Raw genomic sequence first — 18,083 nt, forward strand, 5'->3', positions numbered from 1 at the left:
CCTCGAGTATCGACTATGGTCGACATCTCCGCGGAAATCGTGCTGTTCGAGGGGTTCGACGAACTCGACGCGATCGGTCCCTACGAGGTACTCGAGAACGGTGCCCAGGCCGGTGCGTCGATCGAGACCGACCTCGTGACGCTCGAGGAGACGGATCTCGTCACGGCGAGTCACGACCTCCGTGTCGAACCCGACGGAACGCTCGGCGACCCCGATCTCCTGATCGTCCCCGGCGGCGGGTGGACGACCGCCAACGAGGGCGTGCGCGCCGTCGTCGAAGATGGCGTCCTCCCCGACGCCGTCGACGAGCGCTTCACGGCCGGCGCGACGGTCGCATCGGTCTGTACGGGGGCGATGATCCTCGCCGAGGCGGGGCTGCTCGAGGGTCGGCCCGCGACGACACACCACGTCGCGGTCGACGACCTCGAGGCCACCGACGCGAACGTGGTCGACGAACGGGTCGTCGACGACGGCGACGTGCTCACTGCGGGCGGCGTCACCTCCGGTATCGACCTGGCGCTGTGGCTCCTCGAGCGGGAGTTCGGCGCGGCCGTCGCGGACGACGTGGCACGGGAGATGGCCCACGAGCGTCGCGGTGAGGTCTTCGGTTAGCGGGCCGCAAGATCGGATCGTGTAACCACCTGACCGGAAACCGGTTCGTACAGTCGACGTGGGGGGTACGCGTCGGTACGAGGAATTACGCGTCGGGGAGCGTAAACGAGAACGTCGCGCCCTCGCCGGGGGTGGAGTCGACCCAGATATCGCCGCCGTGGCGTTCGACGATCCGCTGGCAGAGCGCGAGCCCGATTCCGGTACCCGAGTACTCGTCGGGACCGTGCAGACGTCTGAACACCTCGAAGATGCGCTCCTGCCTGTCGGGTTCGATGCCGATCCCGTCGTCGGCGACGGAGACGGTCCACTCCGAGCCGCTCCGTTCGGCGGTTACGTGTATCTGTGGCGGTTCGTCTCCGCTGTACTCGATCGCGTTCGAAAGCAGGTTCTGGAACACCTGCCACAGCTGTTCTTCGTCGCCCTCGACGCGAGGCAGTTCGTCCACCGTGATCTCGGCGTCGTGATTCTCGATTTTCACCTGGAGATCCGTACGAACGTTGTCGACGATCGACTCCAGATCGACCGGCTCGAACTCGCCGCCCTGAGTTTCGACTCGAGAGTACTCGAGGAGCCCGTCGATCATCTTGCGCATTCGGTCGGCTCCGTCGACGGCGTACGCGAGAAACTCCCGCCCGTCCTCGTCGAGGGTCTCGTCGTACCGACGCTCGATAAGCTGGAGGTACGACGAGACCATCCGAAGCGGTTCCTGGAGGTCGTGTGAGGCGGCGTAGGCGAACTGCTCTAAACGCTCGTTCGACTTCTCGAGGTCGGTGACCAGCGCCTCGAGTCGCTCCTGATACTGACGACGCTCGATTGCTTCCGCGAGGACGTTGGCGACGCTCCGGACGAAGTTGACGTCTTCGTCGGTAAACTCACGGGGGGTGGTGTCGTGGGTTCCCAGGATCCCCCACGGCTCGTCGAACGATCCGATGACGACGCTGATTCCGCTGTGAACGTCGTGGGTCCGCAGGAGGTCGGGGCCGCTGAACCGCGATTCCGTCTCGAAGTTCTCGACGACGACCGGGTGATCGGTCGTCAGCGTGTACGCCGCCCGGGAATCACCTTCGACCGCGGACACCGTCGCTTCGCCGACGAGACCGTCCGTCCAGCCGACGCCCTGACGGAGCACGAGCTGGTCGTTTTCGGCGTCGAGGTCGAGCACCTTGCAGTACTCGGTGCCGAGAACGCTTGCCACCTGCCGACTCGCTTCGTGCATGAGTTCGTCGACGTCGTCCGTTTCGAGGGCGAGTTGGCCGAGGTCGGAGACGACCCGTTGCTGACGGGCCCACTGCTCGAGTGTTCGTTCCCGTTCCTTGCGCTCGGAGATGTCGCGGACGACGCCGACGCGTCCCATCTCGCCGCTGACTTCGAACAGGTCGAACCGGCTCTCGACGGTCATCGAGGTGTCGTCGGATCGGTACAGCTCTTCTTCCAGGACGGCGATCTCTTTCTCCCCCGACTCGAGTTCGGCCTGTTTTTCGTCGGCGATGTCGACGAACGTTCTGCCGAAGACGGTCTCCGCGGCGGCGCCGACGAGTTCGTCACGGCCGTATCCGGTCATCGACGCGAACGCCTCGTTCACCATCGTGAACCGGCGGTTCCCGTCGAGGACGTACATCCCGTCGTCGATGGTCTCGACGATGCGCTCGTACTGCCGTAACTTCCGCTCACGCCGTTTTTGCTCGGTAATCTCGTGGAAGTAGACCGAGAGCCCCGACTCCGACGGGTAGATGGCGTTGTAGAACCACCGATCGATCGGATCGTAGTAATCCTCGAGAATCACGGATTCCTGCGTTTCGAGGGCTTCGTACAGCGCGCTCTCGAACGAGTCGGTGAGGGAAACCTCGTCTCGGATATCCCTACCGACTGTCTCCCCATCCAGGTCCAGTACGTCCGCCGCGTGGTCGTTCAGGTAGATGAAGCGGAGCTGTTCGTCGAGGGCGTAGAAGCCATCGGAGATCCGCTCGAAGACGTCGTCGAGTTCGCTCTCCAGTTCGTCGCGCTGGCGCTCGAGCCGGTCGGTCTGGGCCTCGAGCCGTTGCTCGTACTCCCGCCGGTCGGTCATATCCCGGGTGACCTTCGTGAACCCCTCGAGTTCGCCGTCCTCGTCTCGGATCGCCGAGATCGTGACGTTGGCCCAGAACGTCGACCCGTCGGCCCGGACTCGCCACCCTTCGTCCTCGGTCGAACCGCGGCGCGCAGCCTCCGCGAGGTTGTTCTCCGGAACGCCGGCCGTACGATCGACGTCGGTGTAGAACGTCGAGAAGTGCGTATCGAGGATCTCGTCGGCCTCGTACCCCTTGATCCGTTCTGCACCCGAATTCCACGTTCGGATGTGCCCCTCGGGACCGAGCATGAAGATGGCGTACTCATCGGTTGCGTCGACGAGCGTCCGAAACTGCTCGTCAGACTGTCTTCCCACCTCTGTCGTCTCTCGTTCGTCCACGGATGGCTGCCACCAGACGCGCCCGCTCCCACCGACCTTCTTGGTCTCGAGGCAGCCGTGATCGACGAGTCGTTCCAGACGCTCGTAGGTGCTCCGACGGCCGGGGTCGACCCGTTCGGCGACCTCGGTCGTCGTCATGGGTGCTCCGCCCTCGTCGAAGAGAGCGAGCGTCTCCCGAAGCGCGTCGGTCAACTGTGGAACGGTCACTACTCCAGTTACAGGCGACGTACTCCAATAAAGCCTCCGTAGGTGGAGGGACTTCCGTCGCTCGACGACCAGTCGCCGACAAAACGGCTATACGCCCCGCTCGAGTAGCCGCCCGTAGATGCACGCAGTTCTGTTCGACATGGACGGCGTCCTCGTCGACAGCGAGGACTACTGGGTCGAGTTTCAGCGTGAGGAGATCCTCCCCGCGGCCGTCCCCGACGCGGACGTCGACGTCGCCGAAGTCACCGGCATGAACTACCGGGAGACGTACGACTACCTCGAGGAGGAGTACGGGACGGCGATAGGCCGCGAGGAGTTCGAAACCCGTTTCGAGGAGATCGCCCGCGAGATCTACCACGAGCACGTCGATATGCTGGACGGTCTCGAGGGCCTCCTCGAGCGACTCGACGACCGCGGCGTCACCACGGCGGTCGTCTCCTCCTCGCCACACGACTGGATCGACATCGTCGTAGCGCGGTTCGACCTCGCCGACGGGTTCGATCACGTCGTCAGCGCCGAGGACGTCGACGCGGCGGGCAAACCGGAACCCGACGTCTTCGAGTACGCCGCGAGCGAGGCCGGCGTCCCCGCCGAGGAGTGTGTCGTCGTCGAGGACTCCGAGAACGGCGTCGAGGCGGGTGCTCGAGCCGGATCGACCGTCGTCGCCTACCGGATCGACGCCCACGACGATCTCGATCTCTCGCCGGCCGACGAGATCGTCGACACGCCCGCCGAGTTGTGCGAGACGGTACTCGCGTTGTGCAACCGATAGAAACCGACCGTCCGCGGCGTCGTCTCCGCCCGCCTGCGCTCGAGCGGATTACGTCGATGCGCCGCCTCTCGTACGGTTTACTGTAAGTCACTTCCGGCGCAACCGCGACCCGTCCGGCGGTTGCGCCGGTAAATCGTTACAGTAATCCGTATCAGCGGACCTCGACGTGCCGACTCGCCTCGATCGGCACGAGTGGCTCCTCGGGGAACGCGACGCTGACGGTAAACTCGAGTTCCTCGGCGTCCGCGCCGAAGACGCCGACGGGGACCGTTTCCTCCTCACGGAGATACGTGCTGGTGCTCGTCATTTCGACCCCGTTGACGGTCACACGAACGCCCGCCCTGGCGGGCTCGCCGACGTTCTCGACTGTCACCTCGCAGACGTCGTTCTCGCCGGTCTCGATCGTTTCGGGGAACGATCCCCAGTCGACCTCGATGGAGGGGAGCGACTGGGCACCCTCGTAGACGCGTTCGGCAACCCCTTCCGAGAGGCCGGCGTCGACGAGCCCCGCCACGCCAGCGGTCACGACGTCGCCTGGCGTCGAGAGCCCCTCGGTCGCCAGCTTGCTTGCCCGGCCCGGCCCGACGCCGTCGATCGCCGTCAGGCCGACCGCGTCCTCGGCGACGCCGTTCTCGATTCTGGCCTCGGTTCGCTGGGCGAGGTTGGCTGCGTGCGGTCCCACAAACCGGTCGAGAAACGCTCCCAGCGCGGAGACGAGTCGGGTCGCGTTGCGCCGGATTACCCAGGCGTCGCTCCGTAACTCCGCCGGCGTGTTCCCGCTGGCCGCGCCCCGCAGGATCGCGAGGACCTTACGCTGGCCCGGCGAGAGATCCCTGGTATCCACGCCGACCAGAACTGCGTCGATCGCGTCGCGTTCGTCCTGGCGGGCCGACACCGAGTCGAACTCCGTCGCCGTCGCGACCGCCTCGAGGATCTCTTCGGTTTCCAGCCCGCTCCTGTCATCGACGACCCGATCACACAGCTCCGCGAACGTGACGGCCGTCTCGAGGTGCAGGTAGTACTTCGAGGCGAGGACGCCCCGTGGCGTCGCCTCGATCGAGAGGTCCTCGCTGGTCTCGACGAAGCCACGGTCGACCAGTTCCTCGAGGCAGTCGCGAACCCGGCCACGGAGGTCGGGAAAGTCGTACTCCTCGGGTTTGGACTGGCCGCGGACGTAATAAAAGGTCGTCTCGAGCCACGACATGACGTCCTCGACGTCGCCGATCGTCCCCATCGCGATCTCGGCGTTGAGGTGGGTCTCTAAGCTCTCTGCCAGGCGGGATTCGATCTCTTTCCCCTCCGAGAGCAGCCGACGGTACTTGTCGGCCTCCGCCGCGTCGCAGACGACCCAGCCGTAGCCGACGTCGTCGTAGCCGGGTCGACCGGCCCGCCCGAGCATCTGGAGGACGTCCAGGGGACTCATGTCGACCTCGCCCTCGAGCGGGTCGTGGAGCTTCGTATCGCGGATGACGACGCAGCGGGCGGGGAGGTTCACCCCCCAGGCGAGCGTCGACGTCGAAAAGAGGAGCTCGACCCGTCCTTGCTTGAACCACTTCTCGACGAGGTCACGGTCGTTCTTCGAGAGCCCGGCGTGGTGAAACGCTACGCCGTCGAGCACCGAGTTTCGGAGCGTGTCGTTCTCGAGTTCCTTCGAGTCGGTGTGAAAGTCGTAGTCCCCGCGTGCGCCCATCGGGACGTCGCGTTCGGCGATCTCGTCTCTGGCCTTCTTGGCCGCCTGCACCGTATCCTGTCTCGAGGCGACGAAGACGAGCGCCTGGCCGTCCTCCCGAAGGTGTGGTTCGGCGAGGTCGAGCGCCCGATAGAGCCGGCGGTACTTGTCGGCGAACGTGTTCTCGCCGTGCGTGTACGTTTTGACGCCGGCGTTCAAGTCGACGGGACGGTACTCGTCGCCGAACTCGAAGGTAGTCTCGGGGGGTGCATCGAGCCAGGCGGCTACATCGTCGACGTTGGGCATCGTCGCCGAGAGTGCGACGATTCGCGGATCACAGAGCCGTCGAAGTCGCGATATCGTCACCTCGAGGACCGATCCGCGTCGGTCGGCGTCTAACAGGTGAACCTCGTCGATGACGCAGACGTCGACGTCGGTGACGAAGTCGTAGCGCCGTGAGTCGTGTTTGCGGGTGGCCGAGTCGAGTTTCTCGGGGGTCATCACGAGGATGTCCGCTCGCCGGGCTCGGCGGGGATTGAGATCGCGCTCGCCCGTGACGACGTACACCGAGTACTCGAGGTCCTCGAAGCGGTCCCAGTCGTCTTCTTTCTCGTTCGTCAGCGCCCGCATGGGGGCGATAAACAGCGCGGTGCCGCCGTCGGCGAGTGCCTTACAGATCGCCAGTTCGGCGAGGGCGGTCTTTCCCGAGGCCGTCGGTGCGCTCGCGACGACGTTGTCCTCACGCTCGATGAGCGCGGGGAGGGCCTCGCGTTGCATCCGGTTGAACTCCTCGAAGGCGAAGGCGTCGGCAAACTCGGGAAGAACCTCGGCAACCTCCATCACACGAAAACGGGATGTGCCGGGTGAAAGGCGTTTCCTTCCGGGTCGACACCGCTCTCGGCGGGTGAAAGAACGGACGACTGTGTCGTCGTCGATCGATCAAACTTCTCGGCTGATGGCCGTCGGTGTCGGACAGTCCACGAACGGTTCGTGGTCGGCCCGACAACTCGGGACGGCGATCCGTTCTAGACCGTAATCTCGCCGTCGTTGATCTTTCCTGCCTGGAGATACGCGTCAGCCGCTGCGCCGATGTGGAACAGCGGCGAGAGGAACATCAGCAGGAACCCGATGAAAAGCAACATCGTGACGAAGACAACGATCCAGAAGACGACGTACGCCCCCAGGATGATGCCGCCGCGTTTCGTCTGGCCGTTGTAAATCTGCCCAACACCCGGAATGAAAAACGAGATAATTGCAGACAGTATCTCGTTTACTTCGTCGTTACCCGTTGTAGCTGCATTTGCCATAGTATCGTACCAGGTCCGAATACCGATGCAAACTACTTATACTCTACGGGTATGTGATATGTTTGTCGAGCTGGCGTCGTCGAAACTGCGGTTTCGAACGACGGATTCCGGTCGCGTCTACCAGTCCCGCGAGGCGACGAGCGCGACGAGTATCGCACCGACGGTCGCGAACACGAGCGGATACAGGACGCCGCCGAGAAGAACGGCGGGGACGACCGCAGGCCCCATCGTTCCGCTGGCTTCGATGCCGAAGAACGTCGCCTCCGAACTCGTCTCCGTGACGACGGCACCGAGCCCCATCACGACGACGTAGCCGACGGTGACCGGTGCCCCGACGACGACGGCCTCGCCGAGGTCGCGTGCCTCGAGGTGAGAGGCCAGTAATCCGCCGGCGCCGATGAGTACAAGCGGCGGGACGAGATAGAGTACCGTCGTACTCGTCGCGCCCGACTCGGTGATGAAGTTTACCGTCTCGGCTCGTCCGAACGAACCGATCTCGCCGCTGGCATGGACGTCGACCGCGTGGGCGTTGTAGTAGTACCAGGCGACGCCTTTCCACTCGGCGACGTTCCCGCCGAGGGATTCGTGAACCTCGCTTGCGACCGCTAGATACGTGATCAGGTAGCCGACTGCGGCGGTCAGCACGCCAACCCCCGCACTCGCCGCAATACTCGTCCCGCGCGATACCGGCTGTGCGGACGATGGCAGTTGCTGTCGTGCCATTGTACCGCTCCGGTACTCGGTTGATGTAATGGGCTTTGTGGTTTTATCGAGTGACCGTCCCCCACGATTACGCGTTCTGATCCGAGCGTTCACCGAAGCGGTTCGTCCGTCGCGCTCCCCTCGAGCCGATCGCTCAACACGCTCGAGGCGGCTGCGGGACGGGGAACGCGCTCGAACGTGAGTTCCGGATCGCCCGAGCCGGCGGTGTAGACGGTCAGGTCGCCGAACCCGAGCAGTCGGCCGAGCATCGACTGTCGCAGGCTCGTGTTCTGGATCCGGTCCAGGCGGAACTGGGTGACGTCCCGCGAGAGCACGCCCTGTTTCTTGTACAGTTCACTCGAGGTAATCACGTAGCGGGTGTTCGTCCAGACCAGGTAGCGTGCGGCCACGACCGCCGTGCCGGCGAGGGCGAGAGCGACGCCGAGAACCGTCCAGATCCCGACTCCCTCGGCTCCCGTCCAGCCGGCGACGAACAGTCCGACGATGACGACACCGATCGCGATCGGCACGCCTGCTCCCATCGCGATCGGGTGCGGTCGACTCTCCCAGACGACTTCCTCGTCGTCGCTGATGTGAAACCAGTCGGGGGTCGTGCCGAACGCCATCGGCCCGCGCTATTCCGTTGCTGGCCGTAAATCTGTCGGGGGTACGGGGTGGCTACGTGTGGAAATCGGTGCCGTTGGGCTCACCACCGACCCCGTTGTCGTCCCCTACGACTTCGCTCGCGTGCGCTTGGACGTCGAGTCCCGGACTGTAGAAATAGACGGGATCGGCGTCGGGGACAGCGAAGCCGTTCGCCTGCAACAGCGTGTTCGTCTCGACCTCGGCACTCGCCGGATAGAGCGTCCACGGTTCGTGGTCGACGCCCGTCCGCCGGAGCGTGCCGTCTGGCGCCTCGGTGAAGAAGCTGTAGCGTTCGACCAGAAACCGAGCCAGCGGATCGTCGGGCGCCGAGATTGGCGCTCCGGTCGGCCAGTAGGTCGCCTCGTACTCGGCGGGCCGCGCTCCGGGGTGGCGACGACGGCTCGAGAACGCAATCCGCCCCTCACGGGGCTCGAGGGAGATCCGCGCGTAGTAGTACGGCAGGTGATGAAAGAGCCGCGCGCCGATGACGCTCGCGACCCCCTGGGCGTCCAGATTGAAAAAGTAGACGGCGGGTTCGCCGTCGTAGGTGACGTACGTCCGGTGGTTGAGTTCGGGAAGGCGGATCCCCAGCCGCCGCGGAACGCCCGCCGGACGGACGGCCACGTTCGTGAACGGAACTGCCGAGAGCCACGCGGTTCCGTCGTGTTCGTCGACCTCGAGTCGGTCGGGCAGGTGTGCGTCGACGACGTCGGGGTCGACTGGCCAGTTCTCGAACAGCAGGTGGCGCCAACCCATCTCGAGGGGGACCATACCGTGAACTCGGGATGTCGACCAATTAACTGTATCGTCCGTTCGGCGTCTATCCGTCGGGACGGCGTTCGAACTCCGTCGAGTCCTCGGATACGTTTCACTCGATACGGCGTTGGATCAATGCAGATCGGCTGCGGTGTACCACTCAGGCTCGTCGTTTATGGCGTCTCGAGGTGAACGACGGACGCACGGATATCCGCTATGAAGGGAATCGAAGGAACGGCCGGCTTAGTAACCGGCGCCGGATCGGGAATCGGACGAGCAACTGCAAAACGGTTCGCTGCGGAAGGCGCGCAGGTAGTGGTCGCGGACATTGACGAAGACGGCGGTCACGAAACCGTCGAGCAGATCGACGACGACGGCGGCGACGCCACGTTCGTCGAAACCGACGTGACCGACGAATCCGACGTCGAGCAGATGGTCGAGGAGACGGTGGACACGTACGGCCAACTCGACTTCGCGCACAACAACGCCGGCATCGGGGCCGAGATGGTTCCGTTGACGGAACAGACCGAGGACACGTGGGACTCCCTGTACGAGATCAACCTCAAAGGCGTCTGGCGCTGTTTGAAAGAAGAAATCCCCGTCATGCTCGAACACGGCGGCGGTGCCATCGTCAACACCTCCTCGGTGTCCGGCCTGGGCGGGGACTGGAACATGACGCCGTACAACTCGACGAAACACGGCGTCGTCGGTCTCACTCGGAGCGCTGCCCTCGAGTTCGGTGGCGAGGGGATCCGGATAAATGCGGTCTGTCCCGGTGTGATCGAAACGCCGATGGTGAACGAATTACTGGAGACCGCCCCCGAAGACGTCGAGCAGATGATAATCGGTCGGCCGATGGATCGGTTCGGTCAACCGGACGAGGTCGCCAGCGCAACCGTCTGGCTCTGCTCTGACGACGCCTCGTTCATCACGGGCCATCCGCTGGCCATCGACGGCGGCGTTACGGCGCTGCACTGATCGCCGAACGCGACCGGGTTCGTGATGGCGACGATTTTTCACGGCGCGTCCCCAACGGACAGGTATGAGCAGCGTACGCAAGCCCGACTGGCTCAAGAGCCGTCCGCCGTCGGGAAGGGAGTTCGCAGACATTCGGGAGACGCTGCGCGAACGGGATCTCCACACCGTCTGTGAGGAAGCCAACTGCCCGAACCTCGGCGAGTGCTGGTCGGGGCGGTCGTCCTCGAGAAGCGGCTCGGCTGGCGAACGCGCCGGTGCAGACGGCGACCCACCCGCGGGAGAGGGGGGTGGCACCGCGACGTTCATGCTCATGGGCGATCGTTGCTCTCGAGGCTGTAACTTCTGTGACGTCGAGACGGGCGGGATGGAGCCACTCGACCCGGACGAACCCGAAAACGTCGCGGAGGCGGTCGCCGAGATCGGCCTCGACTACGTCGTCCTCACGAGCGTCGACCGCGACGACCTCCCCGACCAGGGGGCCGGCCACTTCGCCGAGACGATCCGCGAGATCAAAGCGCGCCACCCGGGCATTCTCGTCGAGGTGCTCATCCCCGACTTCCAGGGCGAGGAGCGTCTCGTTCGCAAGATCATCGACGCCGATCCGGACGTAATCGCACACAACGTTGAGACCGTTTCCCGCCTCCAGTACCCCGTGCGGGACCGCCGGGCCGGCTACGAGCAATCGCTGTCGGTCTTAGCGCAAGTCGAGCGTGAATCCGACACCTACACCAAGACCTCGATCATGCTCGGTCACGGCGAGTACGACCACGAGGTCTACCAGACTCTGGCGGACTGTCGCGAGCGCGGCGTCGACATCGTCACGCTCGGCCAGTACCTGCGGCCCTCGAGAAGTCACCTCGAGGTTCAGCGGTACGACCACCCGGACAAGTACGAGACGTGGCGTCGGGTCGCCGAAGAGGAGTTAGGGTATCTCTACTGTGCCAGCGGGCCGATGGTTCGCTCCTCGTACAAGGCCGGCGAGCTGTTCGTCGACGCCGTCCTGCGAGAGGGCAAAACCGTCGAGCAAGCGCGCGACGAGGCGCGCAGGACCGTCTGATACGGATTGCTGTCCCTGTGTACTATCCCGCCCGGAACCCGTTCTCCGGGAGCGGCGGTACTGACCGACAGCAAACCGTCTGGCCCCGTCGGTTCGACCGTCGGAACGGTCAGCGCTCCGCGATCGGTTTCGACTTTCGCGTACCACCGCCCGAGCGGCCGTCTCGTCCTCGAGCGTCTCTCCACTCGAGGTGTTGCGCTGCGGTATGGCCGGTACCTGTCGCCGAATGTACGTGTTGGGGCCGCTCGTGGGTAATTCCCGCATCTAACCCGCCACCGACTCTATATTTGTCTACCTGTCTCTCGAATCACTGTCGTCGTGTGGCAAGAATCTCATCGATAGTAAACTATATCGGGGAAAATCCTTTATCCTGAGCGATATATCATTCGGATATGTGCAGGTGGGTTCACCCGTGAGCACGATACAGCGCGACCCCCGAGAACGAGTACAGGTACTCGACGAGGCAGGTCGAGTCCTCGAGGGGGCCGACGTGCCCGACCTCTCGGAGGAGACGCTCGTCGAGATGTACGAGCAGATGCGCCTGGCCCGCCGGTTCGACGAACGGGCGGTGAGCCTCCAGCGCCAGGGGCGGATGGGGACCTATCCACCGCTGTCGGGCCAGGAGGGGTCACAGATCGCCAGCGCCCACGCCTTGGACGAGGAGGACTGGGTGTTCCCGAGCTACCGCGAGCACGGGGTTGGCCTCGTCCGCGGTCTCACCCTCGAGCGGACCTTACTGTACTGGATGGGCCACGAGCGGGGCAACTACATCCCCGAGGACGTCAACATCTTCTCGGTTGCGGTGCCCATCGCGACGCAGATCCCCCACGCGGTGGGTGCGGCGTGGGCCGCGAAACTCAGGGACGAACGCAAGGCGTTTCTCTGCTATTTCGGTGACGGCGCGACCTCCGAGGGCGATTTCCACGAGGCTCTGAATTTCGCGGGCGTCTTCGACACCCCGAACGTGTTCTTCTGTCAGAACAACCAGTGGGCGATCTCAGTCCCGAGAGAACGCCAGACGGCGAGTGCGACCCTCGCCCAGAAGGCCGAGGCCTACGGTTTCGAGGGCGTTCAGGTCGACGGGATGGACCCGCTCGCGGTGTACAAGGTCACCCGCGACGCGGTCGAGAAGGCCAAACAGTCCGACGAAACCGCCGACGAAGCGCCGGGACGGGCGACCCGGCCGACGCTGATCGAGGCCGTCCAGTACCGCTTTGGGGCACACACCACCGCCGACGACCCCTCGGTCTACCGCGACGACGACGAGGTCGAACGCTGGAAACAGAAGGACCCGATCCCGCGACTCGAGACCTACCTCCGCCAGCGGGGAATTCTGGACGACGAGCGCGTCGACGCCATCGAAGAACGGATCGAGACGGCGGTCGCCGAGGCGATCGACACCGTCGAGGGAACACAGCGGCCGGACCCCGAGGAGATTTTTGCACACGTCTACGAGGGAATGCCAAAACGATTACGTCGCCAACTCGAGTACCTCGAGACGGTTCGCGACCGACACGGCGACGACGCGCTACTGGAGGGTTAACAGATGGCAGCAGAATCGGAAAACCTCACCCTGGTACAGGCGGTTCGGGACGGATTGTACGCGGAGATGGAACGCGACGAGGACGTCATCGTCATGGGCGAAGACGTCGGGAAAAACGGCGGCGTCTTCCGCGCGACCGAGGGGCTCTATGAGGCGTTTGGCGAGGATCGCGTCGTCGACACCCCGCTGGCGGAGTCGGGAATCGTCGGAACCGCGATCGGGATGGCAGCCTACGGGATGAAGCCTGTTCCCGAGATCCAGTTCATGGGCTTTATCTACCCCGCGTTCGACCAGATCGTCTCGCACGCTGCGCGCTTGCGGACGCGTTCTCGCGCGAGATTTACGTGCCCGATGGTCGTTCGTGCGCCCTACGGCGGCGGAATTCGCGCGCCCGAACACCACTCCGAGTCGACGGAGGCGATGTTCGTCCACCAGCCCGGACTCAAGGTGGTCGTCCCCTCCACGCCGTACGACACGAAGGGGCTGTTGACGAGTGCGATCCGAGATCCGGATCCCGTGATCTTCTTAGAGCCGAAACTCATCTACCGGGCGTTTCGCGAGGAGGTCCCGAACGAGTCCTACGAGGTGCCGATCGGCGAGGCCACCGTCCGTCGCGCGGGCTCGGATATCTCCGTCTACACGTGGGGTGCGATGACTCGGCCGACGCTCGAGGCCGCGGACAATCTCGACGGCGAGATCGACGTCGAGGTGGTCGACTTACGGACGCTGTCGCCGTTAGACGAGGAGGCGATCGTCGACTCCTTCGAGAAAACCGGCCGCGCTGCCGTGGTCCACGAAGCGCCGAAAACCGGCGGGTTGGCCGGCGAGATCATCGCGACCCTCCAGGAGGAGTCGTTGCTCTATCAGGAGGCGCCAGTCGAGCGCATCACCGGCTTCGACACGCCGTTCCCACTGTACGCCCTCGAGGATTACTACCTGCCAGAAGCCGCCCGTATCGAGGACGGCATTCGGAACGCGATGGAGTTCTGAGATGGTCCGCGAGTTCCAACTCCCCGACGTCGGCGAGGGGGTCGCGGAGGGCGAACTGGTCTCGTGGCTCGTCGCAGAAGGCGACGAGGTGAGCGAGGATCAGCCGGTCGCGGAGGTCGAGACCGACAAGGCGCTGGTGGAGGTCCCGGCACCGGTCGACGGCTCGGTGCGGGAGTTGCGCTACGAGGAGGGCGACGTGATCCCCGTCGGCGAGGTGTTCGTCACGTTCGACGTCGACGGCAAACTGGAAGATCGAGAACCCGAGGCCGACCGCGCCAGCAAACCGGCCGACGTCGACGGGTCCGAGGAGACGACCGACGACGTGGGGGATACCGGCGGCGACCCCGACGCCGAGACGGGCGAGATCGAAACGCCCCAGGAACGGGTTTTCGCGCCCCCGCGAGTGAGACGGCTGGCGCGCGAGGAGGGAATCGCCCTCTCGAGACTCGAGGGAAGCGGCCCCGGCGGGCGAGTGACTACGGCCGACGTTCGGGCCGCCGCCGGTTCGGCGGGCGTCACGGAAGACGACGAGGCGGAGCCGTCGGAAACCGGATCAGCGTCGTCCGCCGATTCGGACACGTTCGAACCGGATACGGTGAAACCGGCGAGCGCGGGGGCGGAGTCCACGGGTCAGGATGCGAGTCGTGAGGCGAGTGCCGATCCGTCGCCACAGGTCGAATCGGCGGATCGCGAGCGGACGCTTGCCGCGCCCGCGACCCGTCGAATCGCTCAGGAGGAAGGCGTCGATCTCGACGCCGTTCCCGCGGCCGAACAGCGAAACGGCGAGGCGTTCGTCACTCCGGAAGCGGTCCATGAGTATGCCGGCGCCCAGCGCCGCCCACAGCAGGCCGACCACGAAGCGCTCGAGGCTTGCGAGGCGGCTGCCGGAGAGACCGAACCCGAGTTCGCCGAGGGTGAACGCGAGCGACGCGACCCCTTCAGTGGGGTGCGAAAGCGAATCGCGGAGGCGATGGTCGAATCGAAGTACAGCGCTCCACACGTCACCCACCACGACGAGGTCGACGTGACGGCCCTCGTCGAGGCCCGCGAGCGGCTCAAACCGCGAGCCGAGGAACAGGGGATTCGGCTGACGTACATGCCGTTTATCATGAAAGCCGTGGTCGCCGCGCTCGAGGAGTTCCCGGAGATGAACGCGGTGATCGACGAGGAACACGAGGAGATCGTCTACCGCGATTACTACAACCTCGGCGTGGCGACGGCCACCGACGTCGGACTGATGGTACCGGTCGTCGAGGACGCCGACCGAAAGGGCCTCTTGCAACTGTCCTCCGAGATGAACGAACTCGTCCAGAAGGCTCGAGAACGCTCGGTTTCTCCCGAGGAACTGCGAGGATCGACGTTCACCGTGACGAACGTCGGCGGTATCGGCGGCGAGTACGCGACGCCAATCTTGAACTACCCCGAGGCGGGCATCCTGGCGATCGGCGAGATCAAGCGCAAACCACGCGTTGTGACCGACGAGAGCGGAGACGAGTCGATCGAGCCACGATCCGTGTTGACACTCTCGCTGTCGTTCGACCACCGGCTTGTCGACGGTGTCGTCGGCGCGCGGTTTACGAACACCGTCATGGAGTACCTCGAGAACCCCGAACTCCTGTTGCTCGAGTGATCGCGCGGGACGACCTCTCCGGTCTCCGGCTCCCGCCAACGTCGTCCCATACCTACACAACCCCTCGCCCCGTTCGCTCGAGTAATGGTCGTTGGAGACGTCACCACCGGAACCGACGTACTGATCATCGGCGCTGGCCCCGCGGGGTACGTGGCTGCGATCCGCGCCGGACAACTCGACCTGGACGTCACGCTCGTCGAGAAGGAGGCCTACGGCGGCGCGTGTCTGAACCACGGCTGTATCCCCTCGAAGGCGTTGATCACCGCGACGGACGTCGCCCACAAGGCCCGCCACGCCGAGGAGATGGGGATCCACGCCGACCCCGCGATCGATCTCTCGGGGATGGTCGGCTGGAAGGACGACGTCGTCTCACAGCTTACGGGCGGCGTCGAGAAACTCTGTAAGGCAAACGGCGTCAACTTGCTCGAGGGAACCGCCACGTTCGTCGACGACCACACTGTTCGGGTCTCCCACAGCGGCGACGGACAGGGGTCGGAGACCCTCGAGTTCGAACACGCGATCGTCGCGACTGGCTCCCGCCCCATCTCGATCCCCGACTTCTCGTTCGACGATCCGCCGATCTTGAACTCCCGACAGGCACTCGCCCTCGAGTCGGTCCCCGACTCCATGGCCATCGTCGGCGGCGGCTACATCGGTATGGAGCTCGCGACTGTCTTCGCGAAACTCGGCACCGACGTCACGGTCGTCGAGATGCTCGAGTCGATCCTGCCGGGGTACGACGACGACCTCAAACGACCGGTCAAAAAACGTGCGAGCGATCTCGGCGTCGACTTTCACTTCGGCTACACCGCCTCCGAGTGGTACGAACCGGACGGCGGGGTTCGACTCGTCGCACAGCCAGCCGACGACGCCGCGGCCGATGGCGGAACCGAGGGCGCGGAGGCGGTCGAATCGGAACGACTGGAACTCGACGTCGAGAAGATCCTCGTCGCCGTCGGTCGTGAACCCGTCTCCGACACGCTCGACCTAGAGGCCGTCGGCGTCGAGACCGACGAGCGCGGGTTCATCGAAACCGATTCGCGCGCGCGTACGAACGTCGATCACGTCTTCGCCGCCGGCGATGTCGCGGGCGAGCCGATGCTCGCCCACAAAGGGAGCATGGAGGGGCAGGTCGCCGCCGAGGTGATCGCCGGCGAACCGGCCGCCATCGACTCCCAGGCGATTCCTGCCGTCGTCTTCACCGATCCCGAAATCGCAACCGTCGGCATGACCGAGACGGAAGCCGAGGAGGCCGGCTTCGAGCCCGTCGTCGGCCAGTTTCCGTTCCGGGCCAGCGGCCGCGCGCTGACGACCGGCGACTCCGACGGCTTCGTCACGATCGTCGCCGACGAGTCGGAGGGGTACGTCCTGGGCGCGAGCATCGTCGGCCCCGAGGCCTCGGAACTGATCGCCGAACTCGGCCTCGCGATCGAACTCGGGGCGACCCTCGAGGACGTTGCCTCGACGGTTCACGCCCATCCGACCCTTTCCGAATCGGTAATGGAAGCCGCCGAGAACGCACTCGGACACGCAATCCACACCCTGAACCGATAGTTCGTGATCTGTGGCCGTCGCCGAACGGAACTCTCGACCGTCGACGCCGTCAAAATCCCATCTCTCGACGGATACGACGGATAAACGGGGTCCGCGACTCGACCGTCGACCCCTCACTGCACGTACAACGAGTACGCGATCACCAGAAAGCCCGCGAGAACGAGTAGACTCTCGAGTAAGATCCCTATCGCCAGCGGCACGTCGAGGAGTTCATAGAGCATTCCCGCCAACACCAATCCGAGCGTGACGAGACCGAACCCGCCCGCGAGTAACCCGAGTGCCCGCTGTCTGGTCCGGCGATAGGCTTTGAATGCGAAGTACGTAATGACACTCCCGACGACTAACACGAGCGTCTTTACGATTGCGAGCGCGAGGGCGAGTTCGGTCGCTTCAGCGTACGGGCTCATGTCTCCTTTCGCACCTCCGACCAGAGTTCGGCCAGTCGCTCGTCCGCCGTCCGGGCCGGCCGCTCGATCTGCACGCCGAGGGTCCGGTCGTCCTCCAGTGCGAGCGTGATCTCGTCGAATGCGACCGAGTACTTACTCGCGTGGTGACCGTCCCGGCGAATCTCGGTCGACTCCTCGAGTAACGTCGAGTCGGTGAGCAACTCGAGCTTTCGGTACAACGTCGATTGGGGGATGTCACACCGCTTCGTGAGCTCAGAAGCCGTCATAGGTTCCTCGAGATTCCGGATAATCTCTCGGCAGTCGGGATCGTCGAGCGCGGCGCAGATCTCCTCCGCCGGTGGGGTCGACTCCGAGGCGATCGAGTCCCGGACCATTCGTTCGTCCCTTACGACCCACGTGGTTTATTCGCATCGATGCGTGTCGTTCCCGATTCGTCGCTTTCGGCCTCTCGGATGTGTTCGTCCCCCCATCTATCGGTTTTTGGTTCGCCCACACACGAAGCCTTCTTGCGCATGCGCGTCCGTAGATTCGAACTACGCGGGCATCATCCGGTCCGACCGCGTCTACAAGGGCGGAATGACCGACCGACCTCCTCCCGCGTGACACCTGCTCTCGAGCGACTGCTCTCGGCTCGAGCGGCCCCGGTCGGTGTAACCTTTTCACATGGTATCGTGTTCCGATGTGCTGCTCGTTCGACGGCCTTATGTATGGGCCCGAACCTCGTCATGAATACGAACGACGCGGCGTCGGTCGCCGCGTTCTCCGGCCGTATTCCGGCACGGAGAGCATACGCATCCACTACGCCTCG

Annotated in this window: 16 protein-coding genes; 8 read left to right on the forward strand and 8 right to left on the reverse strand. The window is 64.6% G+C overall.

Translation table 11 applies throughout. The features are described 5' to 3' along the window. Nucleotides 1-15: 15 nt before the first annotated feature. Nucleotides 16-612: a DJ-1/PfpI family protein gene (locus tag GRS80_RS19815; protein WP_160049036.1), complete on the forward strand. Its 597-nt coding sequence runs from the start codon at nucleotides 16-18 to the stop codon at nucleotides 610-612. Between the two features lie 85 nt (nucleotides 613-697). On the opposite strand, the gene GRS80_RS19820 is transcribed toward GRS80_RS19815, so the two are convergent. Further along, nucleotides 698-3,265, reverse strand: coding sequence for a PAS domain S-box protein (locus GRS80_RS19820; protein ID WP_343161672.1), 2,568 nt, complete (start codon nucleotides 3,263-3,265; stop codon nucleotides 698-700). A 118-nt stretch (nucleotides 3,266-3,383) separates the two neighbouring features. Between GRS80_RS19820 and GRS80_RS19825 the strand changes: the two genes are divergently transcribed. Further along, nucleotides 3,384-4,037 (forward strand): HAD family phosphatase, encoded by a 654-nt coding sequence (locus GRS80_RS19825; RefSeq protein WP_160049037.1) that lies wholly within the window; start codon nucleotides 3,384-3,386, stop codon nucleotides 4,035-4,037. Between the two features lie 151 nt (nucleotides 4,038-4,188). On the opposite strand, the gene GRS80_RS19830 is transcribed toward GRS80_RS19825, so the two are convergent. The 5 genes from GRS80_RS19830 to GRS80_RS19850 all read right to left on the reverse strand — a co-directional run bounded on the left by GRS80_RS19830 (nucleotide 4,189) and on the right by GRS80_RS19850 (nucleotide 9,131). Continuing rightward, nucleotides 4,189-6,546, reverse strand: a complete 2,358-nt coding sequence (locus tag GRS80_RS19830) for a DEAD/DEAH box helicase (RefSeq protein WP_160049038.1) — start codon at nucleotides 6,544-6,546, stop codon at nucleotides 4,189-4,191. 185 nt (nucleotides 6,547-6,731) lie between these two features. Continuing rightward, the gene (locus GRS80_RS19835) at nucleotides 6,732-7,013 is read right to left on the reverse strand and encodes a hypothetical protein (RefSeq protein WP_160049039.1); all 282 of its coding nucleotides are present in this window, start codon (nucleotides 7,011-7,013) and stop codon (nucleotides 6,732-6,734) included. A gap of 117 nt (nucleotides 7,014-7,130) precedes the next feature. Further along, nucleotides 7,131-7,736, reverse strand: a complete 606-nt coding sequence (locus tag GRS80_RS19840; RefSeq protein ID WP_160049040.1) for a hypothetical protein — start codon at nucleotides 7,734-7,736, stop codon at nucleotides 7,131-7,133. A gap of 89 nt (nucleotides 7,737-7,825) precedes the next feature. Next, nucleotides 7,826-8,341 (reverse strand): PH domain-containing protein, encoded by a 516-nt coding sequence (locus GRS80_RS19845; RefSeq protein WP_160049041.1) that lies wholly within the window; start codon nucleotides 8,339-8,341, stop codon nucleotides 7,826-7,828. A 52-nt stretch (nucleotides 8,342-8,393) separates the two neighbouring features. Continuing rightward, a complete protein-coding gene (locus GRS80_RS19850) occupies nucleotides 8,394-9,131 on the reverse strand; it encodes a DUF2071 domain-containing protein (protein WP_235019792.1) in 738 nt (245 codons plus the stop codon). A 201-nt stretch (nucleotides 9,132-9,332) separates the two neighbouring features. Between GRS80_RS19850 and GRS80_RS19855 the strand changes: the two genes are divergently transcribed. The 6 genes from GRS80_RS19855 (at nucleotide 9,333) to lpdA (ending at nucleotide 16,868) form a co-directional block, all read left to right on the forward strand. Beyond that, on the forward strand, nucleotides 9,333-10,094 hold the full coding sequence (locus tag GRS80_RS19855; protein WP_160049042.1) for an SDR family oxidoreductase: 762 nt from the start codon (nucleotides 9,333-9,335) through the stop codon (nucleotides 10,092-10,094). A 64-nt stretch (nucleotides 10,095-10,158) separates the two neighbouring features. Then, entirely contained in the window at nucleotides 10,159-11,151 is a 993-nt protein-coding gene (gene lipA / locus GRS80_RS19860) for a lipoyl synthase (RefSeq protein ID WP_160049043.1), read from the forward strand. A 412-nt stretch (nucleotides 11,152-11,563) separates the two neighbouring features. Next, entirely contained in the window at nucleotides 11,564-12,694 is a 1,131-nt protein-coding gene (gene pdhA, locus GRS80_RS19865) for a pyruvate dehydrogenase (acetyl-transferring) E1 component subunit alpha (protein ID WP_343161673.1), read from the forward strand. 3 nt (nucleotides 12,695-12,697) lie between these two features. Further along, a complete protein-coding gene (locus GRS80_RS19870) occupies nucleotides 12,698-13,684 on the forward strand; it encodes an alpha-ketoacid dehydrogenase subunit beta (protein ID WP_160049044.1) in 987 nt (328 codons plus the stop codon). A gap of 1 nt (nucleotide 13,685) precedes the next feature. Then, complete coding sequence (locus GRS80_RS19875; protein ID WP_160049045.1) at nucleotides 13,686-15,314, forward strand: dihydrolipoamide acetyltransferase family protein; 1,629 nt, start codon at nucleotides 13,686-13,688, stop codon at nucleotides 15,312-15,314. 84 nt (nucleotides 15,315-15,398) lie between these two features. Then, nucleotides 15,399-16,868 carry a dihydrolipoyl dehydrogenase gene (gene lpdA, locus GRS80_RS19880; protein WP_160049046.1) on the forward strand — a complete coding sequence of 490 codons (1,470 nt, stop codon included), beginning with the start codon at nucleotides 15,399-15,401 and terminating at the stop codon, nucleotides 16,866-16,868. A 113-nt stretch (nucleotides 16,869-16,981) separates the two neighbouring features. Here lpdA and GRS80_RS19885 read toward each other — a convergent pair whose 3' ends face one another. After that, nucleotides 16,982-17,275 (reverse strand): hypothetical protein, encoded by a 294-nt coding sequence (locus GRS80_RS19885; RefSeq protein WP_160049047.1) that lies wholly within the window; start codon nucleotides 17,273-17,275, stop codon nucleotides 16,982-16,984. After that, entirely contained in the window at nucleotides 17,272-17,649 is a 378-nt protein-coding gene (locus GRS80_RS19890) for a helix-turn-helix domain-containing protein (protein WP_149082759.1), read from the reverse strand. Before GRS80_RS19890 ends, GRS80_RS19885 begins: the two co-directional genes overlap by 4 nt. Nucleotides 17,650-18,083: the final 434 nt, after the last annotated feature.

Origin of the sequence: Natrialba sp. INN-245 (assembly GCF_009807105.1) — an archaeon.
GTDB lineage: Archaea > Halobacteriota > Halobacteria > Halobacteriales > Natrialbaceae > Natrarchaeobius > Natrarchaeobius swarupiae.